The organism is Pseudobutyrivibrio sp. 49, assembly GCF_900100545.1.
In the GTDB taxonomy this organism is placed as follows: domain Bacteria; phylum Bacillota; class Clostridia; order Lachnospirales; family Lachnospiraceae; genus Pseudobutyrivibrio.
Genome location: NZ_FNDP01000009.1, coordinates 1 through 18747 on the forward strand (window position 1 = coordinate 1; position 18747 = coordinate 18747).

Genomic DNA, 18747 nt, shown 5'->3' on the forward strand with positions numbered 1-18747 from the left:
CGGCTGACTTCTCACAGTTCGTTGTTACTAGGCTAATGAAACCTCTGTGAGACCTCCACGCTTAAGGTGCACGCTCTTTCTCTCCATATATCCGCCACATTTACTCTGCTACTACAAATGTGATAGTTATTAGACTTCGTTGTTCCTTGCCAACTTATCTCTCGTAGCCTAGCCTTATATGTGATTTCTGTCCGTCGGACCGGAGATTTGCTTACAGCTTCCTTCAGATTCCACCTCACAATGGACACCCTTGCTGTTCGGCTATACACTTCCCACTATCTGGGCATGTTCGGGACTTTCACCCATTAGAGCGCGCCCATGGCGCGCAAACAAGGAAAGGATGCTGCAAAACTTGGTTTTGCAGCATCCTCTTTGTCTACACTCTGAGACCTAGTCAAAGACTAGATCTCTTCATAAATTCTTTATTAATCTTCCTTAGGCATCACGATTGCGATGTGTACATCGTCAAGCTGCTTCTGCTCTACTGTTGCAGGAGCATCCATCATGATATCCTGTGCGTTCTTGTTCATTGGGAAAGGAATAACCTCGCGGATAGCTTCCTCACCAGCAATAAGCATAACCATACGGTCTACACCAGGAGCGATACCGCCGTGTGGTGGTGCACCATATGTGAATGCGTTGTACATAGCTGGGAACTTAGCCTTAACATCATCCTCACCAAGACCAACAAGCTTGAATGCCTCGATCATGATTTCAGGATCGTGGTTACGGATAGCACCTGATGAAAGCTCAACACCATTACATACTAAGTCGTACTGGTAAGCTAAGATATCAAGTGGCTCCTTGTTCTTAAGAGCATCCATACCGCCCTGTGGCATAGAGAATGGGTTATGGCAGAACTCAAGCTCGCCTGACTCCTCGCCGATTTCGTACATAGGGAAATCAACGATCCAGCAGAACTCGTATGTATCCTTCTTCATGTGACCCTCTGCTGCTGCGCCGAGAAGTTTTCTGAATACACCAGCTGTCTTCTGAGCAACGAGAAGTGGACCTGCTGCAAGACCAACGAAATCGCCTGGCTTAAGACCAAGTGCATCGATGACTGCCTGCTTTCTCTCCTGAAGGAACTTAGCGATACCACCAACGATTTCGCCGTTCTCATCAAGCTTGAACCAGTATGTCTTCTGAGCTGTAGCAACCTCTACCTCAGCGATCATAGCATCAATCTGCTTACGTGTAGCTGTAAGATTATCAACAACGATAGCCTTAACAACATTGCCCTCGAATGGACCGAATCCACAATCAGCCATAACTTCTGTAGCATCCTGAAGAACGAGGTCGATACGAAGATCTGGCTTATCTGAACCGTACTTGTCCATAGACTCAAGATATGGAATGCGTACAAATGGAGCTGTAGAAGCTGAATTGTAAACGCCGTACTTAGCAAAGATAGGTGGAAGTACATCCTCGATAACTGCGAAGACATCTTCCTGAGATGCAAATGCCATCTCCATATCAAGCTGATAGAACTCTCCTGGAGAACGATCTGCACGAGCATCCTCATCACGGAAACATGGAGCAATCTGGAAGTATCTGTCGAAACCAGATGCCATGAGAATCTGCTTGAACTGCTGTGGTGCCTGTGGAAGTGCATAGAACTTTCCTGGATGATTACGAGCTGGAACAAGGTAATCACGAGCACCCTCAGGTGATGAACATGTAAGGATTGGAGTAGTAATCTCCATGAAATCGTGAGCAATCATAGCTGCACGAAGCTCTGCTACAATCTTGCTACGAAGGATAATCTTGCTCTTAACCTCTGGGTTACGAAGATCAAGATAACGATATTTAAGACGAGTGTTCTCATCTGCTTCCTTTGAACGATTAATCTCGAATGGAAGCTCGTTGTGAGTACACTTTCCAAGAATCTCAATTGATGTAGGAACGACCTCAATCTCACCAGTTGGAAGCTCTGTGTTCTTAGAAGAACGCTCGCGAACCTCTCCAGTAACAGAGATTGTAGATTCCTTATTAACAGAATCGATAACAGCCATCATCTCTTCTGTCTCAACAACTATCTGTGTAGTGCCATAGAAATCACGAAGGATAACGAAGCCAAGATTCTTAGACACCTTTCTAATGTTTTCGAACCAACCAACTAAAGTAACCTGCTTGCCTGCATCTGAAAGACGAAGCTCGTTACAGTTGTGTGTACGTGACTGAGTCATTTTATATCTCCTCTTCTAATAAATAAAACTAAGGGCTGTCAACGGTTTGACAGCCCTTTTATAATACACCTTTTTATAACGCAAGTCTAGATATCTTCTGGTCAGAAATTCGGCCTTTTGCCTTCAATCCCTCGTATAAAATGTCCTGTAAATCTGCTCTGTTTAATACTATCTTTGAATCGTCGTCCAATGTGACAACCACGTTGGTCTCACAGGCAAGACAGCTTCCACCAGGACAATTTGGATCACAGTCCTCATCAGCACAATGCTGCTCACAGGCTGTACAATCCACCTGATACATATTCTTGCGGTTAAGTACGCCAATCTCCTCGAGGGTATTTACCATACGGTAAACTGTGGCAGTACCAATATTTTTATCGATTTTGATGGCCTCGCGGTAAATCTCCTTCACGCAGGAAGGATCTGAATTAAGGATGATATCCAAAACCACAAGACGCTGCTTTGTAATTCGACAGCCCGCCTCTCGAAGCTGCTGCACGATAATGTCTCTTTGTTCGTTATTATTTACTGCAATATCCATAATTACTTTAAAATCTTATCCTTCGCATAATCACGAACAGCCTTAAAGCTTTCCTTACTGATTACGTGCTCGATACGGCATGCATCCTCAGACGCAATCTCCTCATCAACACCGAGCTTAACAAGAATATCAGTAATAAGCTCATGGCGCTCGAGAATCATCTCAGCGATGGCCTTTCCTTCATCTGTTAGGTAAATATATCCAGCGTCAGTCACTGTGATGTGATTCTTCTCACGAAGATTCTTCATAGCAATGCTGACTGATGATTTCTTAAAATTCAACTCGTTAGCCACGTCTACAGAACGAACAACTGGGAGCTTCTTGCTAAGTACAAGAATTGTCTCTAAATAGTTCTCTGACGATTCATTTACAAATGTTCTCAAAATAAAAACCTCCTGTTATTTTGAACCTGTGATAAATCGATTGCATACAACTCACCACAATTAAAAGAGTACCATATTTCCAACTCCTGTGCAACTCGTTAAACTAAAGTTAGTTTACACTAACCCAACTGATTTATCAAGCTTTCTTAAGCATTTATTAAACTTTTCTTAAATCCCTTCCCAAACTGTTGACGGTGGACCTGGAAACCTTTAAAGTGCAGATAAGCTAATTGTTTAGGAGGTAGCAAATGAACAATTTCAGATACAAATTAGCACGAATGTTCGCTGGAAGAACCGGTGTGGATGCTCTAGGCAGAACCTTTACATGGGCTGCGATGATACTAATGCTGGTTACTATGTTTAGTCATTCCAATATAGCCTACCTGCTTGCAATGGCATGTCTAATTTATAGCATATGGAGAATGTTCTCCAAAAACTATCAGAAGAGATATTATGAGAATCAGATGTTTCTTCAGAAGACAGCAAAGATTCGAGGCTTCTTTATTAGACTTACACCAAATATAAAAAACAAAATCGCAAAAATGCGCTACGACATGGACCAGCGTAGAACCTACAAGATTTTTAAATGTCCTAGCTGTAAGCAAAAGCTTCGTGTACCAAGAGGCAGAGGTAAAATTCAGGTTACCTGTAATAGATGTCGCACACAGTTTATAAAGAAGGTTTAAAGGATTGTTTGGATATATTAACGCAGATCGAAGTCAGCTATCTCCAGAAGATAAGCGCACATATCAGAGCTTTTACTGTGGCTTGTGCAGGGAATTAGGAAAGCAGGCAGGTGTCAAAGGCCAGATGCTTCTTAATTTTGATTTATGCTTTTTAGCAATACTGCTTCAGAGTCTCTATGAACCTGAGCTTAATCAACAGGATTTCAGATGCATGATTCATCCTGCAAAAAAGAAGCAGGGATTTTCCAGCGAAGCTATGGAATACGCAGCCGCTATGGATATCATTCTTTCCTACCATAGCCTAATGGATAATTATGCCGATGATGGTTCAAAGCTTTCAGGCATGGCTGCAAGTTCGCTGAAAAAAGATTACGACAGAATCAGTATACAGTATCCTAGACAGGTTAAGGCAGTTGAGGATTATATCAACAAGCTGTCATATGCTGAAAAAACAGGCGAAAGAAACATTGATCTTGTTTCAGGCTACACCGGTGAAATGCTGGGCGAGCTATTTAACTGGAAACAGGATTCCTGGGGACAAACCCTTCATGGTATGGGTTATTACATGGGCAAATTCATTTATTTGATTGATGCCTATGATGACATAAAAAAAGATGAAAAAAGAGGAAGCTACAATCCTCTCCTATTTTTGAAAAAAGAATCACCAAAGGAATTTGAGTGCTTTGTAAAAATCAATCTTACATCGCTGATGACAGAATGTGCCAAATCCTTTGAAAGACTACCTATAGTCGATAATGTAGATATTCTAAGAAATATTATTTACTCCGGTGTATGGACCAGATACGAATATCTTCAGCTTAAAGAAAAGAGAAAGAATAATTCCAAGGAGAATCGTAAATGACAGATCCTTATAGCATATTAGGTGTATCAAGAAATGCTTCTGAAGACGAAATTAAGAAAGCCTACAGAAGTCTCAGTAGAAAATATCACCCAGATGCCAATATAAACAATCCTAATAAAGAGGCTGCAGAAGAAAAGTTTAAAGAAATCCAGGCAGCATATAACCGTATTATGGATGAGCGCCAAAATGGCGGTCCCTTTTATCAGGATTACTACAACAATAACCAGTCTGCCAACTATGGTCCTTACAATAATTATGGACCTTATGGCAACCAAAACCAGAATCAACAGAACTATGACAACTGGTATGAATACAAACGTTACTATTACGGCTACAATCGCCCATATTTCGGCGTTGTTCGCTGGTGTGCAAGCATGATTATTCTTAATCTGCTGTGCAACATCTGTTGTTTCTTTTAATTAGCTTATATCCAGGTCATTCGGACCTTTCATATATTTTCTCCCTATATCTGCATGTTCTAATTGACATGCAAACTAAAATACCCTCGGGCTTCAGCCACCCGAGGGTATTTCCTTTGTTGTTATTTATTTTTTTCTATAAATAATTGATATGACTGTATTGAAAATATCAATAAAGAGATTTTCTATAAGATATGCAGCCACTGTGGAAATAAGCAGAGTAACTACCACCAAAATTATAAAGCCCACGCCCTTGTACATTACCGATGAAACATGAATAATGTTTCTTACAACGAAATACAAAGCCCACATATGAATCAAAAGGATTCCGTAGCTGTACTTGCTAACCAATCTCAAAAGGTAAAAATTCTTAAGATGGTTCTGAAGCTTAAAGCAGATGGCAAATACTGCAAGAACAGTGATTATAAAATACTGAGTAAGCGCTGTCATTGAATCCTGATAAGCCAGGTTTGGATCAATCTTAAAGTACTCTAGTATGCTCACAAGAACTCCAGCGATTATCATCCATGTATCAAACTTCCTAGATTCCTCTCGGCTATACCAATATCCAACTATTGCCACTGCGCACCAGCCTGAAAGTGGAATAATAGTTCCAATCTGATTTGGAATAAACTTCATAAAAATCGAAAGAACATAAGTAATAACCACAAGCTGTGTCAGCATTGTATATGACATGTTCTTAAGCATAATTCTAAGAAATGGCACAGCCACATAAATTGCCACTATCTCGTACACAAGCCAAAAATGTGGCACATTATCGTTGTAAACATCTGCTGATAATATCTTTATGGCTATCTCCTGCCATGTAAGCACACCAATCTTTTCATACTGCCAAAGATACCAAAGATAATAAACTATCAAAGGAATAGCAATTCTAAGAAGTCGCTTTTTGTAAAAGGTAAATACGGATTCCTCCTTATCCACCAGCAGAAGTGCTCCGGAAATCATAATGAAGAAGGTATTACAATTTCCACTCCAGCAACGAATATAATTCATGGTGTTGTAGATACCTGTACCTGCCATATCAGTTGCAAGTCTCAAATCCAGATTAAGTACATGGATAATGATTACAAGAAGCACCGCCACCAGTCTCAGGTAATCATATACAGGATTTCTGTTGTTATTCTTAGATATAGCCAGCGTCTGGCCTACATAGTTCTCGTTTTTTATTGATTTGAAAATGCATATGCCAGCCCCAACTGCCACTGCTATCCCAAAGAATAGCCACTGGGGTTTTACATAGCTTGTATAGTTTAACAACACTAAACTCCCGACTGCTACAGCAAGCCAGTAGATAGTAGATGCAATTTTTTTCATTATGTCTATTCTCCTTAGTTGTAAAGCTTCTTTACCACTGAGTCTGGTACCTCGAAATGCTGATAATCCTTTGACTTTTTCCAGGCACCGCCCCACTCAAAACCGTGGGCTGTAAAGAGCTTGTATGCTAAATCATTCTCGTCAATCTTATAGGGAAAATCCTGTGTGCGGTCAACGTAAGCTGCTGCATTAGCAGGCTCAATTGAAAGCTGACCATCTACGGTTTTCACATATGGATTGTACAAAGTATTGATGTCCATGGCAAGACCATAACCATGCTTGGAAATTTTTGTGGTGTAGCTGATAAATCTAAAATTAAAGCTTGATGAATTATTGTCAGCCATAGAACTCTCATCATCTGCATTGTACTCATCCACAAGTCTGATTTTCTCGATTGGATAACCTGCATTGTAAAGCTCTTCAAATATCTCAAGCAAATCTTCTGCTATATATTTGTTACAGATAATCTCTCCATCATGTGGCTGTCCATCAAAGCCTATATGCTTCACATGTAAATATCGTAAATCCGATAGTTGTACGGTGCAATTGTCCTTGTAGGATTTCCCTTTTATTCTGGCGAAGATATCGCTGTTTTCATCAAATTCCACGGCGTAGAAATCTTTATTATTCTCTGTTTCATTTTTATTCATAACAATGTTTTCTTCTTTTTCTTCTTTTTCATTTGATTCAACATTTTCTATCTGATTTCCACAACTTGACATAGACAGCCCTAGTGCAATCAACAATATAAAGATTCTCTTATTCATAGTCACACCCTCGTTTAGATGTTAATCATGAATAATTTTACCATTGATAGTTGAAAAATAAAATCTGTAGTGATATCTTGATTTATAGCAGTAGCACTTTAAAGCGCTAAATTATATGTTCAGAAAGGATGGATTTTTTGTTATGAAACAAATCAGTAGCTTTATCGGAAAGTACATGGCAATCATCGTACTTGTAGTAGCGGCTTTGGCTCTTTTTAAGCCTGGCACCTGCCTTTGGATTCAGACTAGTTGGATTAACTATCTCCTTATGATAGTAATGTTTGGAATGGGTCTTACAATTAAGCCTGAAGATTTTGTTTTAGTATTTACTCATCCAAAGGATATACTTATCGGTTGCCTTGCACAGTTCACTATCATGCCGCTTCTTGCTTTTCTTCTTGGAAAGGCTTTTGGACTGGAAGCAGGACTTCTTGCAGGTGTAATCCTCGTTGGTACATGCCCTGGTGGTACATCAAGCAACGTCATCACATACCTTAGCGAAGGTGATGTAGCTTTATCTGTTGGAATGACCAGTGTAAACACACTTCTTGCTCCACTTCTTACACCCGTAATCACTTATTTATTCCTTCGCACAACAGTATCTGTTGATGTGTTGGCAATGTTTATCTCAATTATCAAGGTGGTAATTGTTCCTATCGCTCTTGGATTCGTCATCAACCACTTCTTTGGCAAATATACAGCAAAGGTTAAAGAGGCACTTCCTCTTGTTTCTGTACTTGCTATAACTTTGATTGTAGCTGCTGTTGTATCACACAACTCTGAACAAATTCTTACAACAGGCGCAATCATCTTCGTGGTTGTAATCCTTCATAATCTTCTTGGTTACGCTTGTGGATTGTTACTTGGAATGGCTCTTAAGCTTCCTCTTTCTAAAAAGAAGGCTCTTTCAGTTGAGATTGGTATGCAGAACTCTGGTCTTGCTACCTCACTTGCTGCTACAGCATTCCCTGATCTTGCAATGGCAACAGTACCTGGTGCCATCTTCTCAGTATGGCACAACATCTCAGGCGCCTTACTTGCAAACATCTATAGAAGAATGATTGAAGATAAAGATCAAGATGTTGATGTTGATCTTTCAGTAGAAGCTACAGATTAAAACAAGATTATGTAAAAAAATCCCACGGCTCTCAGCCGTGGGATTTCTATTAATCCGCTATAACTTCTTTTAGTATAACTTCATTTCCTGTGACAAGATATGTATTGCCACTGCCACAATGTGGACAAGTCTTTCCGTGAGCAACTGTCTCATACTCCTGCTTACAATCCTCGCAGAAAGTCACAGCCTTGATGGTCTCACAAACAAGCTTGCTACCCTCAAGTCTTGGATATTTCTTTGCATTCCATGCCCAGCAATCAATCAGATAATCTGGAATAACTGTAGAAACCTCACCGATTGAGAGAACTACCTCGCTGATATGCTCAGCACCGTTCTGCTCGGCTACTTCCTCTACCTGTTTCGCAACGTGAAATACAATTCCTAACTCATGCATTACTTATACTACCCTTTCTAAGCCAACACCGCCAGTTACAGTCACAAGCCTTAGTGTTTCTTCTTTCGGCCATAGCATGCCTCATTCAGAAACCTAAGAGCTTGTTACTTACTGGCTCATTGACATAACCATGAATTATTTACAGTTACGCTTATACTCCTTGTGTTCGCGCTCAGCCTGCTTCTCAGCCTCTGTCTTCTTAGAGAAGGCAACCTTTGCAGCACGCTTAAGTGCGTAAGCACCGATATGCTTGAACTTATCCTCAGCAGGAACCATGTGTGTGCACTCTGGATGAGTTCTGTGAAGGTGGATAGCATCGAAAGCACACTTAGTTGTGCAGACACCACATCCGATACACTTATTCTCATCTACTACTGACGCACCACACTTAAGGCAACGGCTAGCCTCTGCCTTAACCTGCTCCTCTGTAAGAGTAAGGTGAGCATCTCTGAAGGAATGCTTCATATCAATGCTTGTATCGATAGCAGGCTCATTACGTCCTGCTGTATCATATTCTTCCACAAGAATATTGTCTTTGTCAAGCTCGGTGAAATCACGACGGTTCTTACCGATTGTCATAGAGCAGCCTGGCTGTACGAATCTGTGAAGTGAATCAGCAGCGCACTTACCAGCCTCGATAGCGTCGATAGCGAACTTAGGACCTGAGTAAACATCACCACCAACAAAGATGTCTGGCTGCGCTGTCTGGTATGTAAGGTGATCTGCCACTGGGTAGTTGCCATGCCAGAACTCAACCTTTTCTTTTCCATCACCGAGGAGTCCGCCCCACTCAATACCCTGACCGATAGCGAAGATGATGTTCTTGCACTCTACTGTCATAGTGTCGTTCTCATCGTACTGTGGATTGAACTTGCCATCTGCATCCTTAACAGATGTACATTTCTTGAATACGATACCAGCTACGTTGCCCTCAGCATCCTTAAGGATTTCCTTTGGCCCCCAACCGTTGTTGATTGCGATATCCTCTTCAAGAGTCTCTGTAATCTCGATATTGTTTGCAGGCATCTCATCACGCTGCTCCAAGCAGAACATCTGTGGCTTGCCAGCACCAAATCTAGCAGCTGTACGTACACAGTCGATAGCTACGTTACCACCACCGACAACAACTACATTGCCATCCATCTTCTGGTTCTGATCTTCTGTAGCCTTGTGAAGGAAGGTAACAGCGATGTCGATACCGCTCTTAGCATCTGTACCTGGGATTGGTGGAATCTTACCACCCTGGCATCCAATTGCAACATAGAATGCCTTGTAGCCCTGAGCACGAAGCTCATCAAGAGTGATGTCCTTACCAACCTCAACGCCGCACTTAATCTCAACACCAAGCTGACGGATAACATCGATTTCAGCCTCAACAACGTCCTTCTCAAGCTTCCATGAAGGGATACCCCATGTGAGCATACCACCTGGACGATTGTTCTTCTCGAATACTGTTGGCTTATAACCCTTTGTTGCAAGGTAGTAAGCACATGAAAGACCTGCAGGGCCTGAACCGATAATAGCAATCTTGTCATCCCACTGTGTTAAGCGGTTTGATGCGATGTCGATTGGTGGAATGTATCTTGTCTCAGCGTGAAGATCGCGCTCAGCAATAAACTTCTTAATGTCATCGATAGCAACAGGAGCGTCGATTGTACCACGTGTACAAGCAGCCTCACATCTCTTGTTACATACACGACCGCAGATAGCTGGGAATGGGTTGTCCTTCTTGATAAGGGCAAGAGCATCCTCATAGCGGCCTTCCTTAGCCATATTTACATAACCCTGAACAGAAACGTGTGCAGGACAAGCTACCTTACATGGAGCTGTACCTGTCTCGTAGCAGTTCTTACGGTTGTTATCACGATAATTCTCATCGTACTTTTCCTTGCCCCAGTGAACCTTGTCTGGAAGAACTACCTTTGGATACTCAACCTGAGTTCCGTCCTTCTTGCAAAGCTTCTGACCAAGCTTAACAGCTCCAGCTGGGCAGTACTCTACGCACTTACCGCAGGCAACGCACTTCTCTGCCTCAACGTGAGCTGTATAAGCTGAACGTGACATATTAGGTGTGTTGAAAAGCTGTGATGTACGAAGGGCATTACAGATGTTTACGTTACAGTTGCAAAGACCGAAGATCTTGTTCTCACCATCGATGTTTGTAATCTGGTGAACATAACCAAGAGTCTCAGCACGCTCAACGATACGCATAGCCTCTTCGTATGTGATGTCATGACCCTTACCAGTCTCGCGGCAGTAATCAGCGAAATCACCAAGACCGATACACCAGTTCATCTCGTCATCGCCACAACCTTCCTCAAGACAAGCTCTTGATACACGGCATGAACACTGACCAACACCGATGTGGCCTTCGTATTTCTTGAGCCAGTATGAAATCTGCTCAAGGTCTAACTTCTCGTTTTCGAACTCGATAGCCTTCTCAACAGGGATAACGTGCATACCTACACCAGCACCGCCTGGTGGGATAAGGTGTGTAAGTCCATCAAGTGGCATAAATGTCATTCTCTCGAAGAAGGATGCAAGAGCTGGATGCTCCTTTAATCTATTATTTGAACGCTCGCCAGGAACTGACTCTTCCATGTTGAAAAGCTCCGCAGAACCTGGAACGAACATAGGAAGACAATATCTTCTCTCTGAAGGCTCAGCTGTGCGGCCATTGTGGTCGTAGTGATCGCCGTAATCGTACTCTAAGAGACCAATATATGACATCTCATCAAGAAGCTTCTGAAATGCTTCCTTGTCCTTTGCCTTTTCAGGATTCATCTTGCACATTTCATCAAATGTGTAATGATGGCGAAGCTTCATAGTAAGACCAACCTCTGCCATCTCCTCTGTTACGATTTCTGCAAGACCCCAGTACTCTGGATCCTCAACCTTTACACCGAACATCTTGTGTCCAGCAACATCTGTAATTTTTCTACCAAGCTCAATGATTTTCTTGCTTGGTGCCTTGTCATTCATGTGTGGTGGAATGACTGCTTTACTCATTTCTGGCATTTCCTTATACTCCCTTTCTTTCTTTAAAATGTAGCTCGCGAAGCCCCTCAACTTCGTCACAAACCTTCTGCAATGAACACGAGCCACAATCCATCATTACGTTCTTGAAGATGTGATCGATTGTGCCAGTGATCTCTTCAAGATGACGTGACTGCTCAGACAACGATTTATAATCGAAATCTGGATCAGTTATAAATATGAGCTTTACAGCTTCAATATTTTTGTTTTCATGGTAGGTATCCAAGAAAAGCTTACCTACCTGGGCGAAACCAAGACCTTTTTTAATAGCCTCAGCACTGACTCTAACCGGCTCTCTGCCGTTTGATGCAGAGATACGAGTCATGTACCCTTCTGGATTTATGTGATATCTCACATATTCGATTTTTCTAATAGCGTTATAAAGTACATTGCCATCTCCCAGGCTGTCCTCTGCTACCCTCACAAGAGCAACTCTGGCGTAAGGCTGATCTGCCTTTATCTCAGACAAATTTGGTCCAAGAATATAAACTTCATCAGCTGGAACAAGCTCGGTGTTTGCTGTAACACCCATTGCGCTGACTGCGGGATGTGTGCCACCACCCAGCTCATAAGCCATGTCTGCTCTAAGGATAAGATTGTGATCGCCTGCATCAGCCCAATTCGCATTTGCGATATCAAGCTGCTTTAATGGCGCCCCTTCAAAGGAAGACATAATGCACTTTATAGTCTCATCATATAGCTTCATTGATTAAATCTTTCTATTTCTCTTTATCTTGTCATAGTGCTTAGCTAACAGCGGTTGAATTGCTGATGTAAGTTTCATATCTAAGTTAAAGAAATAAACGATAAACGATAATACGAAGAGACACAGCAAAATAAGTGCAATTATTAAAAGAATTTTCAACATTTTATAGTCCTTTCTGTCGTGCGAACTCAGCTGCGCCAAGTGCTCCCATAAGCTGTGGGTCCACTGGAAGCTCGATTACCTTAAGCTTGAGAACCTGCTCAATAGCTGCCTTAAGACCTGCATTCTTTGCACAACCACCTGTAAGTGTAATCTTATCAACAGCACCAGCCTTCTTCGACATTACGAAGCAGCGCTTAGCAACTGAAAGCTCGATACCTGCAGCGATTTCATCCATAGGCTTACCTTCACCAACAAGTGAGATAACCTCTGACTCAGCGAAAACTGTACACTGAGCAGTGATTGGAATAACGTTCTTTGCCTTGAGGGAAAGATTTGAGAACTCGTCCAAATCCATCTCGAAGGCTCTTGCCATAGCCTCGAAGAAACGTCCTGTACCTGCTGCACATTTATCGTTCATGGCGAAGTTAAGAACTGTACCGTCTGTATCCACAGCGATACCCTTAACGTCCTGACCACCGATATCAATTATAGCCTTTACCTCAGGGTCTGCAACGTGCACACCCATGGCATGACAGCTAATCTCTGAAATGTTCTCATCAGCAAATGGAACCTTGTTACGACCATATCCTGTACCTACAAGATATGTTAAATCCTCAGCACTGCTTAACTCTGGAACCTGAGCTACTGCCTGGTCAAGAGCATCCTGACAAGAAAGCACTGCATTGATTCGACTCTTAAGAGTCACATCAGCTACCATCTTTCCGGTCTCATCAATGATTACACACTTTGTGTATGTAGAACCGGAATCACATCCACCAAAATATTTCATATTATTATTCTCCTACCATAAATTAGTATCATCGTAGTCCTCTAATGTAGGATCTAACGGTTCTTCACGCAATACGCTACGCATATAGCGGTTAACATCCTGACGAAGATTCTTTCTTGGGATAACACGTGGATCGTAAAGATCGTGGTTTACCCACACAAGCTTAATGCCATGCTCTCTGGCCTGTTGCTCGAACATACCGTGCATACCATCAAGAGCCTTGCATGCAATGTGCTCCCAAAGGATTACCATATCCGCATTGAACTCCTCACAGTATCTCCAAAGATCATCAAGAAGAACCTCGTAACCACCATGAGTACGGTTTCTCATAATCATGTTCTCGTACTGGTGAGCCATATCGTAATATGCCTGTTCCTTATCATCCTCTGAGATAGGATCAAGAGAAACCATAGTAAGCATATCAAAAAGTGGAAGAATTCCCCAGCAATTTAACAGCCATGCTACAAAATCTGTATAGAACTGTGACTGAACGCCCCAGATTACTGCACGATGGCGGTATTCCTTAGCAAGCATTGTCTTGTTCTTGTAGGCTTCTGTAGCCATCTTTGTAATCTTCTTATCAAGCTCTGCAAAGGCTGGAACCTTACCAGCGATTGCCATGTATTCTGTCTCACGGTAAAGAAGGATGTTATTTCCAATTACCTGAGGATAATCTGTCTTTGAAAGCTCAAGCCATTCTGAGCACTCACGTGCTCCGATGTTGATGCGCTTAGCACACTCGAAGTAGTAATCCCAGTCGAATTTCTCGCCTGTCTGCTCCTCGATAAAGGCGATTGCATTTCTAACCTCCTGAGCAGCATACTCCTGAACTCCTGGCTCTGTGTGACGAAGTGGTGTAGCAAGCTGATGAACTGGAATTCCATTGCGCTCAAGAGCTCGTGAAATAACACCATTTCCCATAAGGGAACCATCACAGGTAGTGTTACACTGAACGGCACACTTACCAAAGATTGGCATATCTCCATCGATACAAATACCTGCCTCGGATGCTGGCATAGGGCAAACATCACCAGGCATACCACATTCCTGAACTACATCAAGATAATGTGTCATGGCATCTCCCTGAAGAAGCACGCAAACATAGCAGCTTGCTGTCTCCCAGCTAAGTCCCTCGAGATTTGGAAAACCACACATGATGTTGGTCATCTCATTCTCATCCATAAGGACTACATGCTTTGACTTCTCAGGCTTAGCGCCAAGATTCTGATCCATAGAAAAGATCTTTGTAAGAAGCTTAGCAACGTCTGAAGCTACTAAATCGTACTCTTCACGACAGATGCGAAGCTGTGGGCCACGAAGCCCCATTGAATGCTTATCAATCATCATTGGAACAGCTAAATAATTGAGCATCCAACGATATCTAAAGAATCCTTTTACATTCTTTGGATGAAGCATAAATTTACCAAGCATGGCCATAATTCCCAGCCATCTGGTGTAATCGTACCAAGTATCTTTTATTCCTCTCCATTCACGATGCTTGAAAACCTTTTTATCACCACTATAAAGCTTTCCAAGCTGTGAGCTGCCGACTGCTTTTCCCATTACTTTCTACCTCCTTGGATTTTCTTGATTTCGATACTCTCCACGAAGGCCTGTACACGGGTGCGTAACTGTCCGGAATTTCCTACTGCGTATGGGCGGTCAATTGTAAGAACTGGGTAGCCGTATTCGTCGCGTAAAACATGGCTTCCAACCATTCTCTCATATGCCCATGGGTCGCAGAATTTCATTTGCTCGTAGATGATTCCATCTGCTTTGTATTCCTTGGCAATTTCATCTACATACTCGCGTCTACGATTCATCTTTGGTGTATCCATGTGACGTGGACACATGCAGCTCATCATATACTGACGGCAAATCTGTGTGAGAACATCCTCCTCATCGTTAAGGATGATTTCCTGTCGTCCTGGCAATGAACCAAAGCAGAATCTGTCTGCGCAAACATAAGCTCCTGAATCTTCAACAAGCTTAATCATATCAATATCGTCAATCTCAGAACCAACCACAGCAACTCTTGCTCTAAATGGCCACTTCTCGTCTGGCTGACGATTCTTAACCTCTTCAAGTGTCTCCTCTAATTTCTCGATAAGTAAATCGTGAGGGCACACATAAGTACACATTGTGATGATGTGGAACTCATAGCCTGTAATACGAGGCTTCTCTTCCTTACGGAAGTTTCCAAGCTCTGTGATAAGACGGCAGATTTTGTTGTGTTCTTCTACTGCCTTTCTAAGAGCCTCATCACTAATGTCGATACCAAACTTCTCATGTAATGGCTCAAGGATTTTGCTTCTGCACTGACCAATATAGAGGTTTAATCCATTTTCATCAGCCTTCATTGGAACCTCAAGGTACTGGTAGAAGAAATGCTCCTTTTCATTCATCTTAAGGAGCTCCATGTTCTCAACGCAACGGTTGATCATGGTGCATCCATCTGGTGCCATAAGGCAATCTAAAAACTGGTATCCGCCTTCGATGGCACGCTCAAGCAATGCTCTGGAATATTCACATAAAAGACTGGTCAGGTAGTAGGTTCCCATTTCCATGGAACCTGTACGAGGCGCACGAAGTCTTACTGTGAAAGCATTACCTAAGTTCATCAACACTTCTGGAATCTGATAACAAACTGAACCAACGCAGACGCGGCCCTCAGCCTGGGCCTGTCTAACCAGCTCATTATCGGCGTCCATTAGAAGGTTTTCAAAGTAGTATAAATGCTTTAAATCCTTCATATATTCAATTCTCCCTAATCCGCATGTTACACTCTCAAGCCTTAGATATTGCTCCGCTCGACTAACATGTCTCGCTGTGCAACACTAAGAGCTTGATAGCTACATGCTCATTTAAAAATTTTATAAAACACCCATCTTTTTGAGCGAACTACGTAAGCCCTCTACGATTGGTGCTTCGCTTGGAATGTAGAAAACGGATTCTCCTTTTAGATCACGTTCTGTAAGATTGGCATCTGCTGGAATCCAACCTAAAAGTGGAATATCTCCCAAATCCATGTACTGTAAAACGTCCTCGGATGGAACACGATTTACTACTACTCCGATCTCGTCGTACATTACAAGGTTGTCTGCCACTTCTTTGATTGTCTTAACTACTCCACAGCCCTTCTTACTAGAATCGGTAATAAGAACAAGGTGTGTAACCTTTTCCATGACACGGCGATTAATCTGCTCGATACCAGCCTCGCCGTCTATAACGATATAATCGAAATTGTCGGCCACCTGAGCGATGACCTCTTTAAGATATGTGTTAATTTTGCAATAGCATCCTGCCGCTTCAGGACGTCCGATTGCAATAAAAGAAAAGCCATCCATCTCAACCATAGCATCGAAAATGCGATATCTGGCTTCGCCAAGCACCTCAACAGTAGCCTTGGCATCCCCATTCTCAGCTGCCTCCACAGCTTCCTTCCTGATATCATCAAGAGTAAGCTCTGGCTCCACGCCAAGGGCTGTGGACAAACCAACAGCTGGGTCCGCATCAATTGCTAAGATTTTCTTGTCTGGATAAGCTTCCACTAATAACTTGACCATTACTGACGCAAGAGAGGTTTTACCAACTCCGCCTTTACCAGCAACAGCCAACACTATAGGCTTCTTTTCCATTTTTAATTTTTTCTCCCTTTAATTCCTATCGCAAATTGATAAATTATTATCAATTATTGCTATTCGATTTTATCATAGATGTATTCCTTAAATAAAGGGAAACAAAAACGCCACAGGGATTTTTGCTGTAATAAACAAAAACCTCTGTGGCGCAAAAAGCATTTTGCACAAGCAAAATGAGGATTATTCCTCGTCGTGTAACTTCTTGGTCATATATGTAGTAAGCATTTCAATGCCGGCTGCGTTCTCACCACCACGTGGGATGATGATATCAGCATGCTTCTTTGAAGGCTCAACGAACTCTTCGTGCATTGGCTTAACTGTCTTTGAATACTGCTCGATGATTGACTCGATGCTTCGACCACGCTCAATCATATCACGCTGGATACGACGCATAAGACGCTCATCAGCATCTGTATCAACAAAAATCTTAATATCCATTAAATCACGGAGCTCCTTATTCTCAAGAATAAGAATACCCTCCATAACGATAACAGTCTTAGGCTCAACACGAACAGTCTCATCTGAACGGTTGTGATTTACATAGTCATAAACAGGCATATCGATGGCATAACCCTTGATAAGCTTTCTAACATCCTCAGCCATTCTATCTGACTCGAATGAATCTGGGTGATCGTAGTTAAGCTGGCTACGCTCTTCAAAAGACATCTCTGGATGAGCCTTGTAATAAGCATCATGGCTGATTACTGCAATATCCTCTCCAAAGAAATCCTGTAATTTGTTGATGATTGTAGTCTTGCCTGAAGCAGAACCTCCTGCTACGCCAAGAACGCAAATTTTCTCTGACATAAATACTCCTTATTACTTTTAACCCTTAAAACGCTTGAACCCCTCGCCGTAAACGGCCTTAGATTCCATGATGACAATAAATGCATCCACATCAATCTTCTTTGCAACGCGATTGACCTGATACATCTGCTTGTCTGAGCAGGCACACATAAGCACCTGTCTCTCATCTCCCTTATAACCGCCCTTTGCGGTAAAAATTGTGGTGCCACGCTCCACAGCTTTATCGATAGCGTCTGCGATGGCCTCAGCCTTGTTGGTAACAATCATACACATCATACCTGCATCGGCAGAAATCATTACCTTATCAACTACAAGAGAACCAATATAGCTTATTACAAAACCATAGCAAAGTGCTTCAAAGGAATGAGCATATGCAATGGTATCGATAACAATAATTACAGTGTCCACGATGAAGAAAATTCTTCCAAGGGACATATGTGGATGCTTTGCCTTGATAATCATCATGATGAAATCAGCTCCACCAGTAGATGAATTGCGCATATAAACCAGCGCATAACCAAGTCCTGTAAACACGCCAACTACTACGGCATTCAAAAACAGATTGCCAATATTAACCTTTGGCACCAGCGGTGCCACAAAATCCATCATAACCGTGCCTACAGCCATAGTCTTGAAAGATTTCAGCAAGAATTTCTTTCCTAAAACCTTATATGCCCACACGATAAGTGGAATGTTCATGATGATGGTGGCAATACCGATTTTCCATCCCCAGTACTGATAGAAAATCATAGCGATACCAGTCAGTCCTGTCAATGGGAATTTTGCATCTGCAGCAAAATTATACAATGCAATACCTATACACAAGCCTGACAAGGCATCCATCAAAATATCTACAAATATTTCTTTTCTCTTCTCTGATGACATTTATCTTCCCCCTAATTACGCCAG

17 protein-coding genes and 1 pseudogene are annotated in these 18747 nt (G+C 42.2%); 4 read left to right on the forward strand and 14 right to left on the reverse strand.

Going from position 1 to position 18747, the window contains the following annotated elements:
- Positions 1 to 425 precede the first annotated feature (425 nt).
- The 3 genes from aspS to BLP54_RS09010 all read right to left on the reverse strand — a co-directional run bounded on the left by aspS (position 426) and on the right by BLP54_RS09010 (position 3113).
- Positions 426 to 2189 (reverse strand): aspartate--tRNA ligase, encoded by a 1764-nt coding sequence (aspS, locus tag BLP54_RS09000; protein ID WP_090168955.1) that lies wholly within the window; start codon positions 2187 to 2189, stop codon positions 426 to 428.
- Positions 2190 to 2262: 73 nt separating this feature from the next.
- Complete coding sequence (locus BLP54_RS09005; protein WP_072911114.1) at positions 2263 to 2730, reverse strand: Fur family transcriptional regulator; 468 nt, start codon at positions 2728 to 2730, stop codon at positions 2263 to 2265.
- Between the two features lie 2 nt (positions 2731 to 2732).
- A complete protein-coding gene (locus BLP54_RS09010; protein WP_090168957.1) occupies positions 2733 to 3113 on the reverse strand; it encodes a metal-dependent transcriptional regulator in 381 nt (126 codons plus the stop codon).
- A gap of 248 nt (positions 3114 to 3361) precedes the next feature.
- On the opposite strand from BLP54_RS09010, the gene BLP54_RS09015 reads away from it, so the two are divergent.
- The 3 genes and pseudogenes from BLP54_RS09015 to BLP54_RS16395 all read left to right on the forward strand — a co-directional run.
- Entirely contained in the window at positions 3362 to 3799 is a 438-nt protein-coding gene (locus tag BLP54_RS09015; RefSeq protein WP_242870668.1) for a hypothetical protein, read from the forward strand.
- 4 nt (positions 3800 to 3803) lie between these two features.
- Positions 3804 to 4661: a DUF5685 family protein gene (locus BLP54_RS09020; protein ID WP_090168959.1), complete on the forward strand. Its 858-nt coding sequence runs from the start codon at positions 3804 to 3806 to the stop codon at positions 4659 to 4661.
- Positions 4658 to 4843: pseudogene (locus tag BLP54_RS16395) on the forward strand (DnaJ domain-containing protein); the annotation flags it as partial. The gene BLP54_RS09020 and the pseudogene BLP54_RS16395, both read left to right, overlap by 4 nt.
- Before the next feature lie 363 nt (positions 4844 to 5206).
- Here BLP54_RS16395 and BLP54_RS09030 read toward each other — a convergent pair.
- Both BLP54_RS09030 and BLP54_RS09035 read right to left on the reverse strand, forming a co-directional pair.
- Positions 5207 to 6418 carry an acyltransferase gene (locus BLP54_RS09030; RefSeq protein WP_090168963.1) on the reverse strand — a complete coding sequence of 404 codons (1212 nt, stop codon included), beginning with the start codon at positions 6416 to 6418 and terminating at the stop codon, positions 5207 to 5209.
- A 14-nt stretch (positions 6419 to 6432) separates the two neighbouring features.
- On the reverse strand, positions 6433 to 7185 hold the full coding sequence (locus BLP54_RS09035) for a M15 family metallopeptidase (RefSeq protein ID WP_242870669.1): 753 nt from the start codon (positions 7183 to 7185) through the stop codon (positions 6433 to 6435).
- A gap of 142 nt (positions 7186 to 7327) precedes the next feature.
- Between BLP54_RS09035 and BLP54_RS09040 the strand changes: the two genes are divergently transcribed.
- Positions 7328 to 8302, forward strand: a complete 975-nt coding sequence (locus BLP54_RS09040) for a bile acid:sodium symporter family protein (RefSeq protein ID WP_090169118.1) — start codon at positions 7328 to 7330, stop codon at positions 8300 to 8302.
- 49 nt (positions 8303 to 8351) lie between these two features.
- On the opposite strand, the gene BLP54_RS09045 is transcribed toward BLP54_RS09040, so the two are convergent.
- From BLP54_RS09045 to BLP54_RS09085, 9 genes are all read right to left on the reverse strand, one after another.
- Positions 8352 to 8696 carry a hydrogenase maturation nickel metallochaperone HypA gene (locus tag BLP54_RS09045; protein ID WP_090168965.1) on the reverse strand — a complete coding sequence of 115 codons (345 nt, stop codon included), beginning with the start codon at positions 8694 to 8696 and terminating at the stop codon, positions 8352 to 8354.
- A 135-nt stretch (positions 8697 to 8831) separates the two neighbouring features.
- Positions 8832 to 11705: an FAD-dependent oxidoreductase gene (locus tag BLP54_RS09050; protein WP_442960170.1), complete on the reverse strand. Its 2874-nt coding sequence runs from the start codon at positions 11703 to 11705 to the stop codon at positions 8832 to 8834.
- Positions 11706 to 11718: 13 nt separating this feature from the next.
- Positions 11719 to 12438: a carbon monoxide dehydrogenase gene (locus tag BLP54_RS09055; protein ID WP_090168967.1), complete on the reverse strand. Its 720-nt coding sequence runs from the start codon at positions 12436 to 12438 to the stop codon at positions 11719 to 11721.
- 163 nt (positions 12439 to 12601) lie between these two features.
- Positions 12602 to 13390, reverse strand: a complete 789-nt coding sequence (locus BLP54_RS09060) for an acyl-CoA dehydratase activase (RefSeq protein ID WP_090168969.1) — start codon at positions 13388 to 13390, stop codon at positions 12602 to 12604.
- A gap of 12 nt (positions 13391 to 13402) precedes the next feature.
- Positions 13403 to 14953, reverse strand: coding sequence for a 2-hydroxyacyl-CoA dehydratase family protein (locus BLP54_RS09065; protein WP_090168972.1), 1551 nt, complete (start codon positions 14951 to 14953; stop codon positions 13403 to 13405).
- Positions 14953 to 16143 (reverse strand): 2-hydroxyacyl-CoA dehydratase family protein, encoded by a 1191-nt coding sequence (locus BLP54_RS09070; RefSeq protein WP_090168974.1) that lies wholly within the window; start codon positions 16141 to 16143, stop codon positions 14953 to 14955. The genes BLP54_RS09065 and BLP54_RS09070 overlap by 1 nt, the downstream gene beginning before the upstream one ends.
- A 120-nt stretch (positions 16144 to 16263) precedes the next feature.
- Positions 16264 to 17028: an ATP-binding protein gene (locus BLP54_RS09075; protein WP_090168976.1), complete on the reverse strand. Its 765-nt coding sequence runs from the start codon at positions 17026 to 17028 to the stop codon at positions 16264 to 16266.
- Between the two features lie 183 nt (positions 17029 to 17211).
- Positions 17212 to 17838, reverse strand: coding sequence for a uridine kinase (gene udk, locus BLP54_RS09080; protein WP_090168978.1), 627 nt, complete (start codon positions 17836 to 17838; stop codon positions 17212 to 17214).
- Between the two features lie 18 nt (positions 17839 to 17856).
- Positions 17857 to 18723 carry a YitT family protein gene (locus tag BLP54_RS09085; protein WP_090168980.1) on the reverse strand — a complete coding sequence of 289 codons (867 nt, stop codon included), beginning with the start codon at positions 18721 to 18723 and terminating at the stop codon, positions 17857 to 17859.
- Positions 18724 to 18747 lie beyond the last annotated feature (24 nt).

What these genes read in the sequence shown, in the direction of transcription:
- BLP54_RS09005 (WP_072911114.1), bottom strand. Translation starts at nt 2,730, where the DNA reads ATGGATATTGCAGTAAATAATAACGAACAAAGAGACATTATCGTGCAG.
- udk (WP_090168978.1), bottom strand. Translation starts at nt 17,838, where the DNA reads ATGTCAGAGAAAATTTGCGTTCTTGGCGTAGCAGGAGGTTCTGCTTCA.
- BLP54_RS09070 (WP_090168974.1), bottom strand. Translation starts at nt 16,143, where the DNA reads ATGAAGGATTTAAAGCATTTATACTACTTTGAAAACCTTCTAATGGAC.
- BLP54_RS09065 (WP_090168972.1), bottom strand. Translation starts at nt 14,953, where the DNA reads ATGGGAAAAGCAGTCGGCAGCTCACAGCTTGGAAAGCTTTATAGTGGT.
- BLP54_RS09030 (WP_090168963.1), bottom strand. Translation starts at nt 6,418, where the DNA reads ATGAAAAAAATTGCATCTACTATCTACTGGCTTGCTGTAGCAGTCGGG.
- BLP54_RS09040 (WP_090169118.1), top strand. Translation starts at nt 7,328, where the DNA reads ATGAAACAAATCAGTAGCTTTATCGGAAAGTACATGGCAATCATCGTA.
- BLP54_RS09015 (WP_242870668.1), top strand. Translation starts at nt 3,362, where the DNA reads ATGAACAATTTCAGATACAAATTAGCACGAATGTTCGCTGGAAGAACC.
- BLP54_RS09055 (WP_090168967.1), bottom strand. Translation starts at nt 12,438, where the DNA reads ATGAAGCTATATGATGAGACTATAAAGTGCATTATGTCTTCCTTTGAA.
- BLP54_RS09045 (WP_090168965.1), bottom strand. Translation starts at nt 8,696, where the DNA reads ATGCATGAGTTAGGAATTGTATTTCACGTTGCGAAACAGGTAGAGGAA.
- aspS (WP_090168955.1), bottom strand. Translation starts at nt 2,189, where the DNA reads ATGACTCAGTCACGTACACACAACTGTAACGAGCTTCGTCTTTCAGAT.
- BLP54_RS09060 (WP_090168969.1), bottom strand. Translation starts at nt 13,390, where the DNA reads ATGAAATATTTTGGTGGATGTGATTCCGGTTCTACATACACAAAGTGT.
- BLP54_RS09050 (WP_442960170.1), bottom strand. Translation starts at nt 11,705, where the DNA reads ATGAGTAAAGCAGTCATTCCACCACACATGAATGACAAGGCACCAAGC.
- BLP54_RS09075 (WP_090168976.1), bottom strand. Translation starts at nt 17,028, where the DNA reads ATGGAAAAGAAGCCTATAGTGTTGGCTGTTGCTGGTAAAGGCGGAGTT.
- BLP54_RS09035 (WP_242870669.1), bottom strand. Translation starts at nt 7,185, where the DNA reads ATGAATAAGAGAATCTTTATATTGTTGATTGCACTAGGGCTGTCTATG.
- BLP54_RS09085 (WP_090168980.1), bottom strand. Translation starts at nt 18,723, where the DNA reads ATGTCATCAGAGAAGAGAAAAGAAATATTTGTAGATATTTTGATGGAT.